At 45.1% G+C, this 17639-nt stretch carries 21 protein-coding genes and 1 pseudogene; 12 read left to right on the plus strand and 10 right to left on the minus strand.

Annotated elements, in window-relative coordinates; translation table 11 throughout:
• Positions 1-358 precede the first annotated feature (358 nt).
• Positions 359-1024: a replication initiation factor family protein gene (locus tag PV407_RS19505; protein WP_332091649.1), complete on the plus strand. Its 666-nt coding sequence runs from the start codon at positions 359-361 to the stop codon at positions 1022-1024.
• On the opposite strand, the gene PV407_RS19510 is transcribed toward PV407_RS19505, so the two are convergent.
• The gene (locus PV407_RS19510; RefSeq protein WP_332091650.1) at positions 983-1201 is read right to left on the minus strand and encodes a helix-turn-helix domain-containing protein; all 219 of its coding nucleotides are present in this window, start codon (positions 1199-1201) and stop codon (positions 983-985) included. The genes PV407_RS19505 and PV407_RS19510 overlap by 42 nt on opposite strands.
• Before the next feature lie 196 nt (positions 1202-1397).
• Between PV407_RS19510 and PV407_RS19515 the strand changes: the two genes are divergently transcribed.
• The 3 genes from PV407_RS19515 (at position 1398) to PV407_RS19525 (ending at position 4407) form a co-directional block, all read left to right on the plus strand.
• Positions 1398-2180 carry a recombinase family protein gene (locus PV407_RS19515; protein WP_332091651.1) on the plus strand — a complete coding sequence of 261 codons (783 nt, stop codon included), beginning with the start codon at positions 1398-1400 and terminating at the stop codon, positions 2178-2180.
• Positions 2181-2272: 92 nt separating this feature from the next.
• On the plus strand, positions 2273-2554 hold the full coding sequence (locus PV407_RS19520; RefSeq protein ID WP_332091652.1) for a hypothetical protein: 282 nt from the start codon (positions 2273-2275) through the stop codon (positions 2552-2554).
• Positions 2555-2748: 194 nt separating this feature from the next.
• Positions 2749-4407: a recombinase family protein gene (locus PV407_RS19525; RefSeq protein WP_332091653.1), complete on the plus strand. Its 1659-nt coding sequence runs from the start codon at positions 2749-2751 to the stop codon at positions 4405-4407.
• Positions 4408-4422: 15 nt separating this feature from the next.
• Here PV407_RS19525 and PV407_RS19530 read toward each other — a convergent pair whose 3' ends face one another.
• Positions 4423-5307 (minus strand): SDR family oxidoreductase, encoded by an 885-nt coding sequence (locus tag PV407_RS19530; RefSeq protein ID WP_332091709.1) that lies wholly within the window; start codon positions 5305-5307, stop codon positions 4423-4425.
• Positions 5308-5487: 180 nt separating this feature from the next.
• Between PV407_RS19530 and PV407_RS19535 the strand changes: the two genes are divergently transcribed.
• Positions 5488-6129 (plus strand): TetR/AcrR family transcriptional regulator, encoded by a 642-nt coding sequence (locus PV407_RS19535; protein WP_332091654.1) that lies wholly within the window; start codon positions 5488-5490, stop codon positions 6127-6129.
• Positions 6130-6313: 184 nt separating this feature from the next.
• Here PV407_RS19535 and PV407_RS19540 read toward each other — a convergent pair whose 3' ends face one another.
• Together PV407_RS19540 and PV407_RS19545 are read right to left on the minus strand one after the other, a co-directional pair.
• Complete coding sequence (locus PV407_RS19540) at positions 6314-7177, minus strand: SDR family NAD(P)-dependent oxidoreductase (protein ID WP_332091655.1); 864 nt, start codon at positions 7175-7177, stop codon at positions 6314-6316.
• A gap of 94 nt (positions 7178-7271) precedes the next feature.
• The gene (locus PV407_RS19545; protein ID WP_332091656.1) at positions 7272-8126 is read right to left on the minus strand and encodes a helix-turn-helix transcriptional regulator; all 855 of its coding nucleotides are present in this window, start codon (positions 8124-8126) and stop codon (positions 7272-7274) included.
• 247 nt (positions 8127-8373) lie between these two features.
• Here PV407_RS19545 and PV407_RS19550 point away from each other — a divergent pair, with 247 nt between their 5' ends.
• Positions 8374-9174, plus strand: coding sequence for an SDR family NAD(P)-dependent oxidoreductase (locus tag PV407_RS19550; RefSeq protein WP_332091657.1), 801 nt, complete (start codon positions 8374-8376; stop codon positions 9172-9174).
• 741 nt (positions 9175-9915) lie between these two features.
• Here PV407_RS19550 and PV407_RS19555 read toward each other — a convergent pair.
• A complete protein-coding gene (locus tag PV407_RS19555) occupies positions 9916-10200 on the minus strand; it encodes a hypothetical protein (protein WP_332091658.1) in 285 nt (94 codons plus the stop codon).
• Between the two features lie 16 nt (positions 10201-10216).
• Entirely contained in the window at positions 10217-11560 is a 1344-nt protein-coding gene (locus PV407_RS19560; protein ID WP_332091659.1) for an MFS transporter, read from the minus strand.
• Between the two features lie 140 nt (positions 11561-11700).
• On the opposite strand from PV407_RS19560, the gene PV407_RS19565 reads away from it, so the two are divergent.
• The 4 genes from PV407_RS19565 to PV407_RS19575 all read left to right on the plus strand — a co-directional run bounded on the left by PV407_RS19565 (position 11701) and on the right by PV407_RS19575 (position 13267).
• Positions 11701-12303, plus strand: coding sequence for a TetR/AcrR family transcriptional regulator (locus tag PV407_RS19565; protein ID WP_332091660.1), 603 nt, complete (start codon positions 11701-11703; stop codon positions 12301-12303).
• 9 nt (positions 12304-12312) lie between these two features.
• Positions 12313-12495 (plus strand): hypothetical protein, encoded by a 183-nt coding sequence (locus tag PV407_RS19570; protein ID WP_332091661.1) that lies wholly within the window; start codon positions 12313-12315, stop codon positions 12493-12495.
• A gap of 231 nt (positions 12496-12726) precedes the next feature.
• Entirely contained in the window at positions 12727-12927 is a 201-nt protein-coding gene (locus tag PV407_RS29600; RefSeq protein ID WP_442951683.1) for a DUF262 domain-containing protein, read from the plus strand.
• Entirely contained in the window at positions 12899-13267 is a 369-nt protein-coding gene (locus tag PV407_RS19575; RefSeq protein WP_332091662.1) for a hypothetical protein, read from the plus strand. The genes PV407_RS29600 and PV407_RS19575 overlap by 29 nt, the downstream gene beginning before the upstream one ends.
• A gap of 481 nt (positions 13268-13748) precedes the next feature.
• Here PV407_RS19575 and PV407_RS19580 read toward each other — a convergent pair whose 3' ends face one another.
• On the minus strand, positions 13749-14225 hold the full coding sequence (locus PV407_RS19580) for a GyrI-like domain-containing protein (RefSeq protein WP_332091663.1): 477 nt from the start codon (positions 14223-14225) through the stop codon (positions 13749-13751).
• 23 nt (positions 14226-14248) lie between these two features.
• Positions 14249-14728, minus strand: a complete 480-nt coding sequence (locus tag PV407_RS19585; protein ID WP_332091664.1) for a hypothetical protein — start codon at positions 14726-14728, stop codon at positions 14249-14251.
• Positions 14729-14851: 123 nt separating this feature from the next.
• Between PV407_RS19585 and PV407_RS19590 the strand changes: the two genes are divergently transcribed.
• Both PV407_RS19590 and PV407_RS19595 read left to right on the plus strand, forming a co-directional pair.
• Complete coding sequence (locus tag PV407_RS19590; RefSeq protein ID WP_332091665.1) at positions 14852-15826, plus strand: helix-turn-helix transcriptional regulator; 975 nt, start codon at positions 14852-14854, stop codon at positions 15824-15826.
• 72 nt (positions 15827-15898) lie between these two features.
• Positions 15899-16141: a nuclear transport factor 2 family protein gene (locus PV407_RS19595; protein ID WP_332091666.1), complete on the plus strand. Its 243-nt coding sequence runs from the start codon at positions 15899-15901 to the stop codon at positions 16139-16141.
• Positions 16142-16314: 173 nt separating this feature from the next.
• On the opposite strand, the pseudogene PV407_RS19600 reads toward PV407_RS19595, so the two are convergent.
• Together PV407_RS19600 and PV407_RS19605 are read right to left on the minus strand one after the other, a co-directional pair.
• A pseudogene (locus tag PV407_RS19600) lies at positions 16315-17075 on the minus strand (SDR family oxidoreductase).
• Positions 17072-17446, minus strand: coding sequence for a MerR family transcriptional regulator (locus tag PV407_RS19605; RefSeq protein ID WP_332091667.1), 375 nt, complete (start codon positions 17444-17446; stop codon positions 17072-17074). Before PV407_RS19605 ends, PV407_RS19600 begins: the two are co-directional and overlap by 4 nt.
• Positions 17447-17639 lie beyond the last annotated feature (193 nt).

Consider the following 17639-nt stretch of genomic DNA (forward strand, 5'->3'; position numbering starts at 1 on the left):
AACCTTAACTCAACTTAAAGCACTTGGACACTTACGTGTATCAGGTGCTTTTTTATTTTGTTCCTGGGCGGTTGCCTATAATAGTATAGTCCAAAAACATTTAAAGTTTTGGCTACGGCATCTTTTAACGAAAGGATTGGTCAAAATTATGGGCATATCAGTTTCAGTCGATAAGATTAGAGTTGATTTTTGTAATATTAGACAATCGGACTTTATGAGGTTTCTACTTAGGGCAGCAAAACGAGATGCGTTTAACATAAATCTACCGTCAATCGGATATGTATTCACATTCTCATTGTTTGCAGGTGAGAGCTACCTGTTTATTCAATACATGAACTTTAAGGAAAGGGAGTTTATAGTGGGTGAACTGCATAAGCCGCTGTATACTTTACGGTTAGAAACCGCTCCAATAAATTTATTAACCCATGCGGATATTATTCAAGAAATCAAAGCTATGTGTGAGGGCATTTATTTTGTTAGCGCAGATGTGGCTTATGATGTACCTGTTCCAATGCATCGGGTATTCGTAATGAGTAACCATGACAGTAGGAAAATAAATCCCAATTACCAAGATAGTTGGTATTTTGGTTGGAAGGACGAGCGCAAGAAGAACGCTTATTGTAGGATATATGACAAAATAGCGGAGCAAAAAGGTAATCCGGACACAGACGGTCACTTAACAAGAATTGAAATTGTATACAAACCAGAATGGCGAATAAAGTTCTATGAGGTAATGACATATCCACCGCAGCAAAATGAGTATTACTATGCAAAAATAATTGATGACCTGTCATGGTGTAAAGCAAGAAGACGAACGCAGATTTTCAACCAACAACGGGGATTCGGTGAATACAGTTGGCACATTAGAAATGAGATAAAAAAATCACTCGCCAATCAGGTTGATATTGATTTCAACCAATTGGCAAGCGATGAATGGGCTAATATTATGAATGCACCTGCCAGTGCATTGATAAATGAAAGGTCAATCAGCTTTTTGCATAATCAGCAACTGGTCAATGGATAAATCCAGTTTAGCGCAGATTATTGCAAGTGTCGTTAAATAAATCCGGTCAACTTGATTTTTGCATAGTGAACTTATCGTACTCGGGCGCAATCCTGTTAGCTCTGCTAACTGGCGTTGCGTCATTTTTCTTTCTCGAAGAATTTCTTTCAAGCGAATATAAAATGTATTTGTGTCCATGACCTGTACCACCTTTTGTCCGAGTTACCTACTACTATTTTAAGGTCGATTAGCAGGAAATGTAAAATATTATTTTGATGTCTTGTGTAAAATATTGGAAATACCATATAATAAAAATAACGGTTAAACGTTATTTTATGGTACATATCCACAGGTCGTAACATGGACTCAAATCACTGTAACGGGAGGGCTAACAATGGTGCAAAAAGCGGTTGGGTACGTTCGTGTATCAACTTACGGACAAATGAAAGAAGGTTACAGTCTTACATATCAGCGTGAAGAAATAGAAAGCTATTGCCAAAAGAACGGTATCGAATTGATAGGCATATATGAAGACCAAGGTCAAAGTGGTGCAACCGTTGATGAGGAAGGATTAACGGTAGAACGTGACGGTCTTCAAGACCTACTGGCTGAACTGAAATATAACAAAGTGGACTATGTAATAGTGCTGAACACTTCTCGCTTATGGCGTTCAGATATGGCGAAGGTACTCATTCAACGTGAGTTCAAGAGAAACAAAGTCGATGTAAAAGCGATTGAGCAAACCACATACAGTATTTATGCAAATGACCCGAACGATTTTCTTATTAATGGCATGATGGAGTTACTTGACCAGTACCAACGCTTAGAAATCGCTATGAAACTTAGCCGCGGCAGAAGAAAGAAAGCCGAACAAGGCGGTTATGCAGGGGGCGGTGTACCGTATGGATATAACTGCCCTAAAGGTCAGAAGGAACTGCAAATAAACTGGGATGAAGCAACTGCAATATTACGGTTATTTGAACTGCGAGAGCTGTTCCCTGATTGGTCGCTTTCAGAATATGCGTACCAACTTAACTATGACGGATTTTCAACAGCAAAAGGCAAGCGGTTTACAAAGGTACAGGTCAAATGCATATTAGACCGAGAAGATTTCTACAAAGGGCTGTATTGTTACGGTGAAATCACCTCAACAGGACAGTATTCGGCGATTATCTAAAAAAGTTTTCAAGTCAACTTAAATAAATCGCCCCAAAAGATATATATTAGTCAGCTTCAGCTTGAAGCATTATCTCTTTGGGAGGAATTACCATGTTAAACAAGCAAACAGGCAAGTGGCAAACAGTCCAGTCGTCCGAGCAGTTAGTAAAGACTGCACAGAAATTAAGGCAACAGATAAAGGGACTCGACATTGCAATACGTCAATTGGTCTTGTACAAGCCTTGCGAATGGGGCGAAACAGTTGATACAGCAAGCATGGACTGGGTATTGAAAGAACTACAGTCAAGGAAACTTGAGCTTGAGAAAGAAAGCTTTCAAGTTAGGGCTAAGATTCAGTTGCAAAATCTGTCGGCTGAATTGCCTCTTTTCTAATAGGTGCTGACTATGACAAACCATCAAAGATCAACAATAATAACCGCGTCGGAAGCTGATGTAAAGCGGCTTGAACTCATCAGCGTGTTAGCAAGCATTATTAGAAACTATGCAACAATGCTAAACAGCAAATAAGGTTTCGGGCAGGTTCTCTTCGGATAACTTGCCCGAATTTTAAAATGGAGGAAATGACAATGGGCGATAAACAGCTTGCTGTAATATATACAAGAGTATCAACCGAGGAACAGAAAAACGGTGGTAACTCCTTACAAGCGCAAGAGGACGAGTTAATTAAGTATGCCGAACAAAAGGGTCTAAAGGTTGTTAGGGTTTATTGTGATGGCGGTTATTCTGGTAAAGATTTTAATAGACCCGAGTTTCAGAAAATGATGAAAGACTTAGAAAAGGGCGAATTTCAAATTATTTTGGCTTGGCGTGTTGATAGGATTTCTCGAAATAACAAGGATGTTCTGACGTTAATTGAAAACGAGCTAAGACCACGAAACTGTAAGCTTCTTATTAGCATAGGCGATATTGACAGTTCAACCGATAATGGATTTATGATGATTTCATTATTGGGAACACTTGCGCAACATGAGCGAGCATCCATTATATCAAGGGTAAAGTTGGGCATGAATAAGAGAGCTTCAGAAGGAAAATGGAACGGTGGATTAATTTACGGATACGATTGCGTCGATAAGAAACTCGTAATAAATGAAGCAGAGAGCGATGTTATTCGGAATATCTTTCAAATGCGATTAGACGGCATGGGATATAAAGCAATCGCCCACAGGCTCAACGAACGTGGCATTACAACGAAAACGGGAAAGTTATTCAGTATTTTTAGCATTAAGACAATACTGACGAACCCGACCTATATTGGACAGAATCGGTGGTCATATCATCAAGACTGGAATATTCGCCGACGTAAAGGAAAAAATGAAGAACCAATTTTAGTCGAGGGACAGCATGAGGCAATCATTAGTTTAGAACTTTGGAACAAGGTACAGGCGGTTCAATTAGCAAGTAAAAATAGCGTTTCAACAAACAAAAATTATAATGGTGAGTTCCTTCTATCTGGCTTACTAAGATGCCCCAAGTGTGGAGCAGGAACGGTAATGAGTAAAACGAAAAAATATGATGGTTCGGGGTATCATCTTTATTACATGTGCCAGGCATACCACAGTAAAGGGAAAGTTGCTTGCGGTACAAATTTAATTCCAAAAGATCGTATTGAAGGACAGGTAATTACAACCGTTAAAGCCCTACTCCATTCAGAATCAATAATTGATGAAGTGTTAGCAAAGCTCGAACAGGATGTGAAGCAAGACACATATGAAATACAACAAACACTGAATTTGGTTGAAAAAGAGCTGACAAGGAACGAAGCCATGCAAAAAAAGCTTGATACCGATTATTTTGCTGGAGCAATAGCTGCACAACAGCACAGCCGCCTTTCAGAACAATTAAGGGAACGAAACGAGGAGCTAAGTGAGCGGATTGATAGGTTTCAAAGGATGTTAGATGCCGAATATGCTAAGATTAAAATTAACAGGGACACCGTAAATCAAGCCTTGATTAATTTCAATTCGTTAATTGATTCGGCAACCAATGAGCAGAAAAAGGCACTGATTCGGGCATTAGTAAAGCGTGTTGAGGTAGAAACCGACAGGCAAACGATTAAGGATATTACCTTTTGGTTCTTTGATGGGCTTACTTTACCACTTAGTAAGGTCAGGGGAACCTTACCACAAGTAACGGCAAGTTTTAAGAAGACAGAAGGCCGGATTAGGAATCAATTCCATCGAAAACGAAGGGCCGTCCCACAAAGGACGGCCCAAAATTGTCTCTAGAGATAACGGGGTGTTTCAGTTGTTGAAGTAGTGGCCCTGTTCAAGGTCCGCGATCAGGGCAGGGTACACCGGCTGCCATCCTAAGCGTTCCTTAGTCAGCGCGCTCGACGTTGGATTATCGGTGGAAGCGGCGAAGGAGAGCCACCCGAAGTGAGCGTCTGCCTCTTCACGGGTTATACTGCGCACCGGCAGGTTTAGTTGACGACCGATGACGCCGGCAATATCCCGGAAGGGCACTCCTTCGTCGGCGACCCCGTGATAGATGGCTCCCGTGTCGCCCTTCTCAAGCGCCAGTCTGAAGAGACGGGCTGCATCCAACTGATGTACTGCCGGCCATCGGTTGAGTCCATCTCCCACATAGGCCGAAACCCCTTTCTGGCGCGCGATCCCGATGAGGGTCGGTACGAAGCCCTGCTCGCCCTCACCATGGACGGACGGTGCGAGACGGACGATCGATGACCGCACGCCGTGGCCAGCCAATGCAAGCGCCGCCTCCTCGGAGCGCCGCGGCGTAGATTGCATCGACGCCTGCTCTTCCGTCCCGAGGATTCCCGGCATGAGCATTAACGTGCCCGAGGTGGCCACGAATGGTTTCCCGGTGCCCTTGAGCGCCGCTCCCATCGCCTCGATCGCCAGAGCGTCGGCGGCTGCGGCTGCCTCAAAGCTGGTGAAGTCGTGTTTGAAGGCCAAGTGAATGACGCCGTCCGCCGACCCAGCGCCTTCTCGCAGGCTGTCAAGGTCATCGAGGTCGCCATGGTGTACGTCGGCGCCGGCTGCCGTCAACGCTGCGGCAGACCTATCCGAGCGGGCAAGTCCGACAACCCGATGCCCGGCATCGAGAAGTTCGCGTACGACGGCAGAACCGATGAAACCCGTTGCACCCGTTACAAATACACGCATCGTAATCATCCTTTCACCTCAGTGGCATGATTAGGTACAGGAAAGATTATACAGCAAGATGTTAGCAAAGTAAACCAAATTAACGAAAATAGTAAAGTTATTAAAATAAGTAAACTGAGTTTGTGATAACGTTAAGTTTGCTATACTATTGTGGAGTAAGCATCAAAGGAGGCTTAAATCGTGAGGAAACCGATGAGCGCCGATCACTACTTAAACAAAATTAAGCCGATCGTTCGAAAAACGAAGTTCAGCCAATTGAGAATAGACGATATCGCAAAATATATGGATATTAGTAAAGTGACGCTATATAAACATTTTTCATCCAAAGATGATATCATCGAACAGGTTGTCGAATATGAAATTCAGTACTTGCAGCAGGCTGATATCGTTGTAAATGATGATTCCCTCTCTTATGTAGATCGCTTCCAAAAAACTTTTCTGCAATCGCTGCTGTGCGTTGTTTATTTATCTGACCTGTTCCTGCAAGATCTCAAGGAATTTTATCCGACGCTTTATGATAAGCTAGTCCTGGCCCAACAAAATCGAAATAAGAATTTACGGACTTTTTTTGAAACCGGGATGGACCGGAAGGTTTTCAACAGAATGAATCCCATGCTGCCCTTGATTCAAGATGACGCCACGCTGCGGCGCATCATGGAACCGAATTTCAGTATTCAATGGTATGATCTCACGTTGAAACAAGCGATAATCGAATATTACAAGATGAAACAATATCAAATGATCAGGCCGGAACATCTGGATTCGATTGACGATTCCAATTTTGAGAGTCAGGTAGCGGAAATTTTACTAACAATTTCGTGAGCATATCTGTGGGTTGGCTTTTAACTTGCCGTTACAGACAGCGCGGTGAGCCGTATCACAAATAACGAAAAGCCCTAAACAAGCTCCCCTTTAAGTAGACAGGATTAATAAATAAACCGGCTACTTCAGAGGAGCATATCAGTTGCCTTAGATGTCGAATTCTTTGGTATCCTTTAAAATGGTTTTACCACATCATCTGAATCAGTGGAGTAAGCCAGCTCTTTCTGTGCTTCCAGAGCGGCCAGTCTGTCCAGCAGGGCTGCCCGGATTTGCTCATAGGCGTCACTGCCCAACGCCATACGTATCGGACCCTCTCCATGGTCGACTCGACGGATAATCTGCTGCGCCATTTTATCCGGAGATCGCCGACAACCATTTGATTGAACATGCTCATATCTATACCAGGCAGTTCTCCCTTCATCAGGCTAACGAATTGGCCCGCCTCCGTATCCCGGTATTCGTCCATCCGCTCGCCGAATACGGCGTTGCTTGTAATGAAATTCGTTCGGATGCCGCCGGGCTCCACCATAGAGGTCTTAATATTGAACGGAGCCACTTCCTTAGCTAGCGCTTCAAAGGCTCCTTCGACCGCCCATTTCGAAGAGCAATACAGTCCCATACCCGGAATAGAATAATGACCCGCCATACTCGAAATCTGCACCACGTGACCGCCGCCCTGCTTACGGAAAAAGGGCAGGACTGCACGCGCTGCACGCAGGGAGCCAAGCACATTGGTCATAAACTGATGCTCAATTTGCCTGTCGCTTGCTTCTTCCACTGCGCCATACAAGCCATAGGCTGCATTATTGACAAACACATCGATCGTGCCCAATTCTGAAAATGCACGTTCCACCACTTCAGCAATTTGCTGAGAGTTTGTCAGATCCAAATTAGCCTGCCAAAGTTGTGAGCCATACTGTGCCTGCAGATCATCCAGCACCCCCGGCTTGCGTACCGTTGCGGCTACACGGTCCCCCCTATCAAGCAACCGGCGAGTTATACGTGAAGCCAAGCCTCCTGACGCTCCTGTAATGAACCATGTTTGCATGCTAAATACCCTCCAATCTTGTCTTCCGTTGAATCATAAAACAACTGGAGGGTGTTAGCCACAGCACGTCTATTCTATTAACGGGAGTAACAGTCTACGGTAGCTGCCTGTCCTGCTCCATTAAACGCAATAATCTCTCCTCCGTGCCAGAACCGGGAACCGGAACAAAGAAACACCAGTGCAGTCCCGGGTCATTATCGATTACAGCCGCGGAATGGAGCTCGAACTCCATCTCCTGTGCGTCAGGAACACGGAATAAAGCAGTGGCTACGCGTTTTTGTTTGATTTCATATAGCTCCCAGAAATGTACGAACTCCACGCTTTCCCGCGTCAAGCGTTCGAACCGTTCCATATATAACGGGTTGTTCTTGTAAAGGTCGAAGCTTGCCCGCAGAACCGCTACGGAGTAACGGGCAAAACCTTCCCAATTCAGAAGTCTTGTACGGTAATCCGGCTTTAAAAACATAATGTTCATCATATTCCGTTCGTTGTCCGGCAGACTGCCGAAATCGGCTACGATCAGTTCTGCTGCCCGATTCCAAGCGATAACATCCGTACCTTCGTCCGTGATAAAAGAAGGATAATAAAGTTGATCTACGATTTTCTGCAAAACTCCCGCATCCGGCCCTCCGTTATTCGGCACTGTAACGACACTCTCCGCGTCTACATTGGCCAGATCGAACAGATGCTTCTGCTCATCTTCGTCAAGCTGAAGCGCTTTGCTGATACTTAGCAGCACTTCCGGCGAAGGATTCACCTCCTTGCCTTGCTCCAGCCAGGTATAGTAAGTCACGCTTATATGGGCAAGATAAGAGACTTCTTCTCTTCGAAGTCCCGGAGTGCGTCTTCGTCCAGGCAGCGGCTGGATCCCTGCCTCTGAAGGCTGCAAGCGTTCTCTGCGCGATTTTATGAACTCGCCCAATGCGGATGAGAAACGATTTGTTTTCAAGCAGCTCACCTCTAATTACTTATATGGAAGAATACGTATCGTAATTAAATAAATGGACCCAAAGCACTTCGTACACGATCATTATAATCTCTGTTAAGGTTTCGTGCACATAAAAGAGAACCATAACGAGTACCGATGCTGTTACTCTCGTTAATAGTATAGACATGCTGTGGCTAACTCCTCCTACCGATAGTACGATTAAGATAATTTACATCAGAGCAGTGCTATCGATAGGAGGCTTTGTATCTTGAACAAGTATGCATATAGAAACAAGCTGGCTGTAGTCACCGGTGCTTCATCCGGAATCGGGAAAGCGTATGCCAAAGAACTGGCGGCACGAGGCTGTCATGTCGTTCTGGCAGCGCGCTCCAAGGACAAACTGGATGCAATGGCAAGGGAAATCAACCGCCAGTACGGCGTACAGGCTTATGCGCTCGCTTGCGATTTGTCCAAAGCGAATGCCCCGCGTCAACTGGCCGAACAAATATCCGAACTGGGCTTGTCGGTCGATATTCTCATCAACAACGCAGGCGTTGGCACATATGGCCGTTTCGAGGAAATAGACCCGGAGCGCGAGCAAGAAGAGATTATGCTGAACACGGCTGCATTAGTCGATCTTACGCATCGGTTGCTGCCCGATATGCTGAGGCGAGAGGACGGAGTCATCGTTAACGTAGCTTCGATGGCCGCGTTTATGCCTTGTGCTTATTCTACCGTTTACGGGGCTACCAAAGCATTTGTATTGTCCTTCTCTGAGGCGCTATGGGCGGAAACGCGCGGGCGAGGCGTTCGCGTGCTCGCACTGTGCCCGGGTGCAACCGAGACGGGGTTTTTCGATGCGGTCGGCAGCGAGGAAATGGGGGCGGGCCAAAAGCTCTCGACCCCGGAGAAGGTTGTACGAGCCGGATTTCGAGGGATTGACCAAGGACGCAGCTATATCATCGATGGCCGTAACAATTACCTTATGGCTCAAATGGTCCGATTTTTTAGCAGGCGCAGGGTAGCCTTGATCATGGAACGCATGCCAAAGCCAAAAAGACACGGATAGCGGGATCGGGTTCTTTTGAGGATCTACAGCTTGTAAACCAATTTAGCGGTAAGTGTGCTTTATCCCAAACGTTATTCGCCAGAACCTATTTTGCTTTCGAATTGGCACGACGAATCGAAGGAACAGGAGTTTCGTCATTTGCATTTCATCCGGGATGGGTAAAATCCAATCTGACCAGTAATGCTCCTTGGTATTTAAGGGTAACGGCCCCGTTAATGAATGCAAGGGCACGTTCCGATTGCAAACCGGGGGTTTACGCCGCAGCAGCACAAGAAATTCAGAACATGAATGGAGCCTTTATTAACGACAAAATGAAGGTGGTGCCTGTTAGCTAATTTTGATGAAGAAGTGCGAAAACGATTGTGGCGTATGTATGAGGAACTAACCGCCAGGTGATGATGGCTGGCATGTTTATTCTCCTGAAAAATTGGAAGCCTCCTTGCGAAAGGGGGCTTTATTTGAAAAGCAGTGAACAAACTTGCCGTTACAGACAGCGCGGTGAACCTTATCACAAGTAGGGCGAAGTTTTTTGCTGTGTACCCATATACTTATTAATATTGTTTGCATGGTGTGACTTTGATGTATCTGTACAGTACGGTGCGAATCAGCCAGAGTATGACATTGTCATAGTGCAGGGTGACAGAATGCTCAAAGTGTCGGTCAAAGGTAGTCAGGACGGTTCCTGGGGATTGACTCAGAATTATAAGAAAGGTAAGACCTATCAGGATAAAGGAAAAGCCCCTACGCTATTGGTTCAGCGGAAGGGGCTAAGCTTAAAAAATGCTTTTCGGTCTCCTCGTTGAAGGCGAGCTCGACGCTGCCGATGTGCTTCCTGTCGTCCAGCGTGATCCTCTTCACGATCAGGTGCATTAGGGTCTTGCGCTGCGGGAAAGGCGAGCGGCGGAGCAGGGGGTCAAACCTTCCCACTTTCAGCCGGTATTTTTCCTTGTTCTGCTGCTGTATTTTGTTTCCATGAGTCACAGTTAAGTTGCGGGATGGCCTTTTTGATAGCGTTCCTACGTACATTGGGATACCCTTAAATTCACTTTAAGCCATTGGCCGGATGCCTGTTCAGATCATCTTGGGAATTATCTGCTCGTGTTGCGAGTATTAGAAAAATGCCGATAACTGACATAACGATGACAATGATAAAGGAGATTGTAAAGTTAGTATTGAAGGATAAAAATCGACTTAAAATAGAAGGACCAAATGCACCTCCTAAAATACTTAAAAGAGTGAAGAGTCCCATCCCGATACCAATCTCCGTTTTTTTCAAGGTCGATGGCACAACATTGGCAGCGGATGATACTAATGTGGTATAGCCGAGCGCAAAGATGAACATGACTATCCCAATGCCGATGGGCATGTCTTGCAAAACCGCCATAAGCAGTGCTCCCAGAATCATAAAACCATGACCAGCTAGGATAATGATCCTGCCATTGTACTTGCGAGAAAGTGCTCCCATGTAAGGGCCGAACAACGAACCAATCAGTGCGCTTGGGAACATGATGATGCCGATCAAGCTTGCTTGCAAGTTACCGCCCTGTTTTAGAACCAAGGGCAATAAAAATAAAGCGGCCGGATATGCAGATGTGCCTGCAAATACAGAGAGCAAGGAATTTCTGTAGCCTTTGTTAGCGAGTAAAGAGATGGTGATAAAAGGTGCGTTCTTCCCGCGTATGTGGAATGAAAACGCAATAAGCATCAGGACAGCAATTATTAAAAGATAAGGATTTAGGCTGATACCTAGTACCAGAATGCCTACTGAAAGGGAGAATAAAATAGCTCCTAATACATCGAATTTCTCCCCTTGTGCAACATTAGTAGGGAAGTGTTTCACAACAAATGGGATAATAAATACGATCAAGAGAGAAACAACAAAAAGACCGTGCCAACCAAACAGTTGAATAATAAATCCACTGAGGACTGGGGCTACTCCGCCCATCAGTGCGAAAGTAGTAGACACAAGGCTTAATGCTTTGCCTCTGTTCTCGGGTTTGAAATATTTAGGCGGAACTACATACGCTAGGGAGGGAATAGCCGCAGCACCAGCTGCTTGAATAATTCTTGCGGTTACAACGGCCGGAAAAGAGCTCGAAAAAAACCCCATTAGCGAACCAAGAGTGAATAGGGCAATCCCTATTAGTATTAATGACCGTGCAGAGAAACGATCGGTAAGCTTTCCATACGTACCCGAACCTGCTGCTAATACAACTGCATACAGCGTCGTTATCAGACTGCTTTCGGAAGTGGACAGATGCAAGTCTTTAATAATAAATGGAACAGCAATGTTGAACATATAGACATTCATCGTGGCCAATGATGAGGCAATTAATAATAGGGCTAGTAATGCTTTTTCGTTTATAGGTTTTGCGATAGAATCCATCCTCAATCTCCTTCGGCCATAGTTCTGTTGAATTTGCACTAAATTTAGATTAACATTAAACGGAGAGCTCTCCTCTTTATATTAAGCGGAGAGGTCTCCGAATGTCAATATGAACCAAGTTTAGCATGAGGGGTGTTAATATGTCGGAGGAAATCAAGGCAATTCAGTCGCGAATTGAACGACGTGATGCCGCCGAGAATCGTCAACGAATATTGGTCGCAGCCCATAAACTTTTTGAGCAGTACGGCGTGGATCAGGTAAGTATGAATCAGATAGCGGCGGAAGCCCAGATAGGTCCGGGCACCCTATATCGTCGTTATGCCAATAAAGGTGAGTTGTGTTTGGATTTAATAAAAGACAGTGTCGTTCGGTTCTTCGAAGATATGGAGCAATATCTATTGCAGAATCAGCAAGAGCCGCCGGACCACCGGTTAAAGGGAATTCTCAAAATTTACATGCCTTTCATTGAGAAGAAGGCACAACTACTAACAGGAGGCAAGGGATCCGCGTCAACTCAGCGACTTCCGTATCAATCACAGAATCCGCTCTATAACAAAATGCATCAAATCGCAGTCGAGTTATTCGATGAGATGGCAACAGCGGATCATCCAAGCCCAAATAGTATATTTAAAGCAGATATGCTGCTGATCGCCATAAGTATTGATTCATATTTTTATCAAAGAGATGTTCGTGGCTATTCACCCGATGAAATTTTGGAACACCTTTGCTCTACATTCATTTAAAGGGGTTTGATGCAGTTTATAATCTGGACCTTCAGCGAAAAAAAAGAAGGAATGTGGTTCGCCGGAGAGCATACGAAAGACGGGTTTCTAGAAATGCTCGGTAAAACTGAAACTGGGCTTGAAAAAGCAGATGATTTTCCAGGAAACGATAAACGAACTTGCATCGATGTGAGTGCTGGTTGTAACGATTAAAAAATTGGATGGTTAAATGGGTCAAGAACGATGGCAGTCATGCGCCGTTGCCCTCTTTTCGCCGATAGACCCGTTGAGGTGAACCGTACCATAAGTAACGGCAAGTTTTTTGAATTAGAGGATTCTCCTGTTCGATCAAGAATTATGTTAATGTTAACTTTCTTCCAAAGAGGTGTTTAAATATGGCGGAACCATCAAGAATCGATCTTAATATTCGCGCTGAGAATGTTCATGAAGTTTACTCTTGGTATCTTTGAAGGAAAGCTTATTGTAAACAGAAGATATCAACGAAAGTTAGTTTGGACTAAAGACGAAAAGTCTCAATTAATTGATACTATGATTAAAAGATACCCTCTTCCGTTAATACTTCTTGCAGAGGTGGAGATTGACGGAGTTGCAAAATATGAAATTATCGATGGAATGCAGCATTGAAAATAAATTAGATGTTAGAGGACAACATTTTGATTTAGAGACAATGGCATCTGCAAAGCAGCTACTTGATGAAGGAAAGTTAACTCAAAAGGAACCTAAATTTGAAAGGAGTCTATGCACCCATTTTGCAAACTATAAACTCCCAATCTCGACGTATCGCCTAGACAAGGTGGAAGATATCGATAAGATATTTCGTAGAATAAATTCTAATGGAAGACGACTTTCTAATCAGGAAATAAGGCAGGCAGGAATAATTGGAGCCTTTGCGGACGCTGTAAGAGATTTATCATCTGAGATCAGAGGAGATGTCTCTCAATATGGATACGATAAGCATAACTAATAGGGATCTAGACTACGGCATTAAGGTTGAGGATATATATTGGGTTCAAAATGGAATATTCAGAAAAGAAGATATTCGAGATAGTCGAGATTCTCCTGCGGATGTATCGTTAAGCAATAAATGAGGTCCATTGTCAAAATGTACGGCATTGCTTACATCAATGACCGTCTTATTTTGATGCAATGCTCCCTGACTTACCTATCTCTTGCTGCCAAGAAAAGTGTTTCGAGTCAAGGGGGTCTCGACTACTGATTAACTCACCGGCGGTGAATTCATTCTTTTGGGCCAAAGAAATACTCCCCTCCAAGCAGCAGGTTTGTTTATTTAACCTGTCTACTTAAAGGGGAGCATATCATTCATGGGCAGCCTTCTTGGCTTGCTACAAGTGTTATCGTTGGAGAAATAGGTTGTTTACAGTGGAAATTGATCAGGATGGTGACATACCGGCGAGTCCGGAGGAGTAATCCCACGTCGTACCCTGCTATTTTTTAACCACAGGAACCCAAAATTCGCCATAGAAAGTGCCGTCACCGTTTTCTTTGCGATAAGTCGCATTTGGACCGCCGATGTAAGCATAGTCCGTGATTTGTGCCAAGACTTCGCCAAAAGCACGGTAAGTCAACTGATCAAACAAAGTTTCCTTGTCGCCGGTTCCCGCGACCACGATGTACTCGCTCTCCGGAAACTCGATGATGCGTGTAGCGTCAGCCACCGATTTGCTAGCTTCTACAGCAAAATAATTCCACGGTCTGCCTTGATAAACCTCGTTGACCGACCATTCGCGATCATCTTTTGCCGCCGCTTTGAGCTTATCAAAACGCCCGTCAGCCTTGAGTCCACCCCAAAACTCCGCTTTTTCCTTTTGCAGAGCCGGCACGTCTTGGAAATTGGATCGAATGGAAAAACCATAAGCGGTCAATGTAAATGATTTTTTATGTTCAACTGTGTAATTTGCCATGGGGAGTGCTCCTTTGACCGAGATTAGCCTGCTACTTTTTTTACACGAAGCCACATTTCGCCGTAGAATTTACCATCTTCAGCTGCTTTGACGAATGTTGAGTTACCGGGCCCAACGTATTTGTAGTCTGTGATTTCTTGCAGCAGGCCACCGAAAACTTTGCCTGTTATTTCGTCAGCGAGGCGGTCTTTGTCAGCGCCTGTGCCAGGCACCACGAGGTAGTCCCCAGCGAGGAAGTCGAGGACGACCGCGCCTTCCACGTCGTATGCACCCATCACGCCGAAGCCGCGCCAAGCCTTGCCGTTGACGACGTAGTTGATTTGATATTCTTGCCCGTCAGCGAGCGCGAGAAGTTCGGCAAGCTTGCCGTTTTCAGTGATTTCAGCTTTTTTCGCTGCGGTTTTTGCTGCATTGCCTGCCCAGTCGTTGTAGTCTTCAAGTATAACACCGAAAGCAGTCATTTTGTAGTTTTCCGGGATTGCTTGGATGGAGTAGTTAGACATTTTGATCTCTCCTTAGCAGATTTATTTTTACAAGATTGATACTATTCGCTAAATGTATCAAAAAACGATACCTTTTATGATAATCATTTCTGATACAATAAAATCATGAAGAAGACAGAACGAGTGAACCTGATCATGCGCTTCATCAATAACCGCGCGCGTTTTACGATTGCAGAGATTCAGCGGGAGTTCAAGATTTCTCGCGCGACGGCGATCCGCGACATTAACGAGATTCAGGCGATGGGTTTTCCGCTGACGACCGAGCTTGGGCGAGGGGGAGGCTACAATGTCCTGCAGAATCAGTATCTGTCCGCCGTCCGTTTCACGCCAGAAGAGCTCAAAGCGATATTTATCAGCTTTATCGCCTCGAAAAATTCGCAGCTGCCTTATTTGCAAAATCGCCGCTCCATCACGGAAAAACTCATCGGCATCGCGTCGCAAACCCAGCACGACGAACTGATCGAGCTGAATAATATCTTGCTCTTTGAAAATACGAATCCTGCGAATCCGAATCTTTTGGAACTCGATGATGCGGCGCCTGCGGAGTTGAACCAGTTGATTTCGCTTGCTGCGCGGGATAAGCACTTGCGCTTGACGTATGAGCCGAGTCCCGGCTGGCCGCAGTTGATGGACGTTTATTTGCTTCATATTTTGAACTCAAACGCTCATTGGCTGGTCGAGGTTTATGATCTTGATACGGATGAGTTTCGTTATTTGCCTGTTGAGATGCTGCGGGATTCGGCAATTTCCGAGCAGAAGATGAAGCGGTCTGAGCAAGAGATTTTAAGCAAAAAACGGCTTGGTGCACGTGATTCCAATCTGGTTGTAAAGCTTGATACGACTGGGATTCAGCGCTTTAAGCGCTTACACCCGCCGGGGATTATTTTGTCCTTTACGGGGATGTTCCAGTCGAGTGGGATTTTCAATGTTCAACTGGATGTGACCGATGTTGAGGCGCTGGAGTATTATGCGGATTGGCTTTTGTTTTTGGGGAAAGGGGTCGAGTTTGAACGGATTCCTGATGAGCTGCGCATGATTTTGGAAGAGCGGTTAAGGGGAAGTGCTGACACTTTATCCAAATACACGCTAGGCCATTAAATATCCGCTAAGCCCGAATAACTACGCCAACCGCACCGGAACCCACGCGAACGCTTCAAGAGCATCGCCGGAATGAGACGCTTTGAAGAGGCTGAATGGCTTGCCATGCACGAGACGCAAAATTCGGAGGTCGTCGTTGCCGAATGGATCGTTCACGGGCAAGTGACCGCGACCGGTCGCTCCTTCACCTTATCGTACATGATGGTGGTCAAGGTCCAAGATGGGCGGATCGTATCTTCGCGTGACTATTCCAACCCGATCGACGGAGCGAAGGCTTTCGACAGATTGCCTTCGCCGATAGACCCGTTAAGCTGAACCGTATCATAGGTGACGGCAAGTTTCTGAAACTACATTGGACCCTCTCTCCAAATAAAGAACACTCGCCGTCACGGAGGCGAGTGTTCTTCATATGGGCCAATTCCAAGTCGTAGCTGCCGCAGTCAGGTATAAGGGAGTCTACACAATGGAACAGCATTTGATAAATGTTGTTATTCAATCGTGTTTTTCGTTGCATGATACATTTTTTCTGTGTATTCGTCTATTTCATCTCGCGACATGCGAAGACGGGCCACAGAAGAACCGTACCCTATTTCCGTATTGCCCAGTGCTAGTTCTTTGAAAATTCCATCGGCGAAGGCATCTAACGGTTCGCCATGTGTGTGCAATCCCGTACCGCCTAAATCCGTATTAACGGCAGGAGGAGCAACTTCTATGACTTCGACGGACGTATCTGACAGCTGGTGTCTTAGACTCACCGTAAACGAGTGAAGAGCCGCTTTCGTTGCGGAATAGATCGGAGCAATCGCAAAAGGTGTGAAGGCTAACCCGGATGTCACATTCAGGATTGTCGCCGATTCTTTTGTTGCAAAAAACGGAGCGAACAACATAGAGAGATGGAAAGGCGCTTCAATGTTCGTGATGATTTCCTGGTTGAAAAACCGCCAGTCGTTCTTTGCATCAGCCTTTAATACGTTAAAACGTTGTTGGATTCCGCATTATTCACTAACACATTCACTTCCGGATAGTTCGCGGTTATCCAGTCAAACAAGGCTGTACGTTCAGATTCCTTCGTCAAATCACTTCCATGAGTGATAAGGTTTGGCAACGTTTCTTTCGCCCGTTGAAGTACATGCTCGCGTCGTCCTGTAACGATGACTGTGTTTCCAGCCTTTATAAACCGTTCTGCGAAAGCAAGCCCGATTCCCGCATTTCCGCCTGTAATCAGAATCGTATTCCCTGAAAGGTTCATGATCGTTCCTCCCCGATATGTTTTGTATAGCGCTTAATTTTCTCCTCAATTCCCTGCAAGGATTCTGTCATTACTGCGATCTCGTTCAGCACCGCTTGTTTGTGATTTCTCATCATTTCGAGTCGGCTTTCGATCGTTGCATCTCCTTCTAAGATCCAACCCAAATACTGCTTAATGCTCTTTATTGACATATGCGTGTTCTTTAAGCAAATCACGGTTTGCAGAAGCGCCATCTGGTCTTCCGAAAATAGCCGCCTGCCTGCTTCATCACGCTCGATTAGCGGCAGTAGCCCTTGTTTTTCATAGTAGCGCAGCGTGGATTCCGGTATATTGAATTTGGCTGCGGCTTCGCTAATAGAACAATACTTCATTTGGAGGCCTCCAAACCTTACATCCTATGGTTTACTGTCGACATGAATAGGATACGACTTAAACCACGGTTTAAGTCAACGGGAAAAATTATAACGGAAACTTGCCGTTACAGATAGCGCGGTGAACCGTACCATAAGTGACGGCATAATGTTCACTACATAACCATACGATCAGTTAGAATGGTTCAATTGT

Origin of the sequence: Paenibacillus sp. GYB003, from assembly GCF_036577625.1 — a bacterium.
Taxonomy (GTDB): Bacteria; Bacillota; Bacilli; order Paenibacillales; family NBRC-103111; genus Paenibacillus_AB.

Bases quoted from the DNA above. Each gene is read 5' to 3' on its own strand.
- PV407_RS19575 (WP_332091662.1), top strand. From the start codon at position 12,899: ATGAAATTATCGATGGAATGCAGCATTGAAAATAAATTAGATGTTAGA.
- PV407_RS19595 (WP_332091666.1), top strand. From the start codon at position 15,899: ATGAGACGCTTTGAAGAGGCTGAATGGCTTGCCATGCACGAGACGCAA.
- PV407_RS19585 (WP_332091664.1), bottom strand. From the start codon at position 14,728: ATGTCTAACTACTCCATCCAAGCAATCCCGGAAAACTACAAAATGACT.
- PV407_RS19560 (WP_332091659.1), bottom strand. From the start codon at position 11,560: ATGGATTCTATCGCAAAACCTATAAACGAAAAAGCATTACTAGCCCTA.
- PV407_RS19540 (WP_332091655.1), bottom strand. From the start codon at position 7,177: ATGCAAACATGGTTCATTACAGGAGCGTCAGGAGGCTTGGCTTCACGT.
- PV407_RS19605 (WP_332091667.1), bottom strand. From the start codon at position 17,446: ATGAAGTATTGTTCTATTAGCGAAGCCGCAGCCAAATTCAATATACCG.
- PV407_RS19570 (WP_332091661.1), top strand. From the start codon at position 12,313: ATGCAGTTTATAATCTGGACCTTCAGCGAAAAAAAAGAAGGAATGTGG.
- PV407_RS19515 (WP_332091651.1), top strand. From the start codon at position 1,398: ATGGTGCAAAAAGCGGTTGGGTACGTTCGTGTATCAACTTACGGACAA.
- PV407_RS19580 (WP_332091663.1), bottom strand. From the start codon at position 14,225: ATGGCAAATTACACAGTTGAACATAAAAAATCATTTACATTGACCGCT.
- PV407_RS19555 (WP_332091658.1), bottom strand. From the start codon at position 10,200: ATGTACGTAGGAACGCTATCAAAAAGGCCATCCCGCAACTTAACTGTG.
- PV407_RS19530 (WP_332091709.1), bottom strand. From the start codon at position 5,307: ATGCGTGTATTTGTAACGGGTGCAACGGGTTTCATCGGTTCTGCCGTC.
- PV407_RS19520 (WP_332091652.1), top strand. From the start codon at position 2,273: ATGTTAAACAAGCAAACAGGCAAGTGGCAAACAGTCCAGTCGTCCGAG.
- PV407_RS19525 (WP_332091653.1), top strand. From the start codon at position 2,749: ATGGGCGATAAACAGCTTGCTGTAATATATACAAGAGTATCAACCGAG.
- PV407_RS19510 (WP_332091650.1), bottom strand. From the start codon at position 1,201: ATGGACACAAATACATTTTATATTCGCTTGAAAGAAATTCTTCGAGAA.
- PV407_RS19565 (WP_332091660.1), top strand. From the start codon at position 11,701: ATGTCGGAGGAAATCAAGGCAATTCAGTCGCGAATTGAACGACGTGAT.
- PV407_RS29600 (WP_442951683.1), top strand. From the start codon at position 12,727: ATGAAGTTTACTCTTGGTATCTTTGAAGGAAAGCTTATTGTAAACAGA.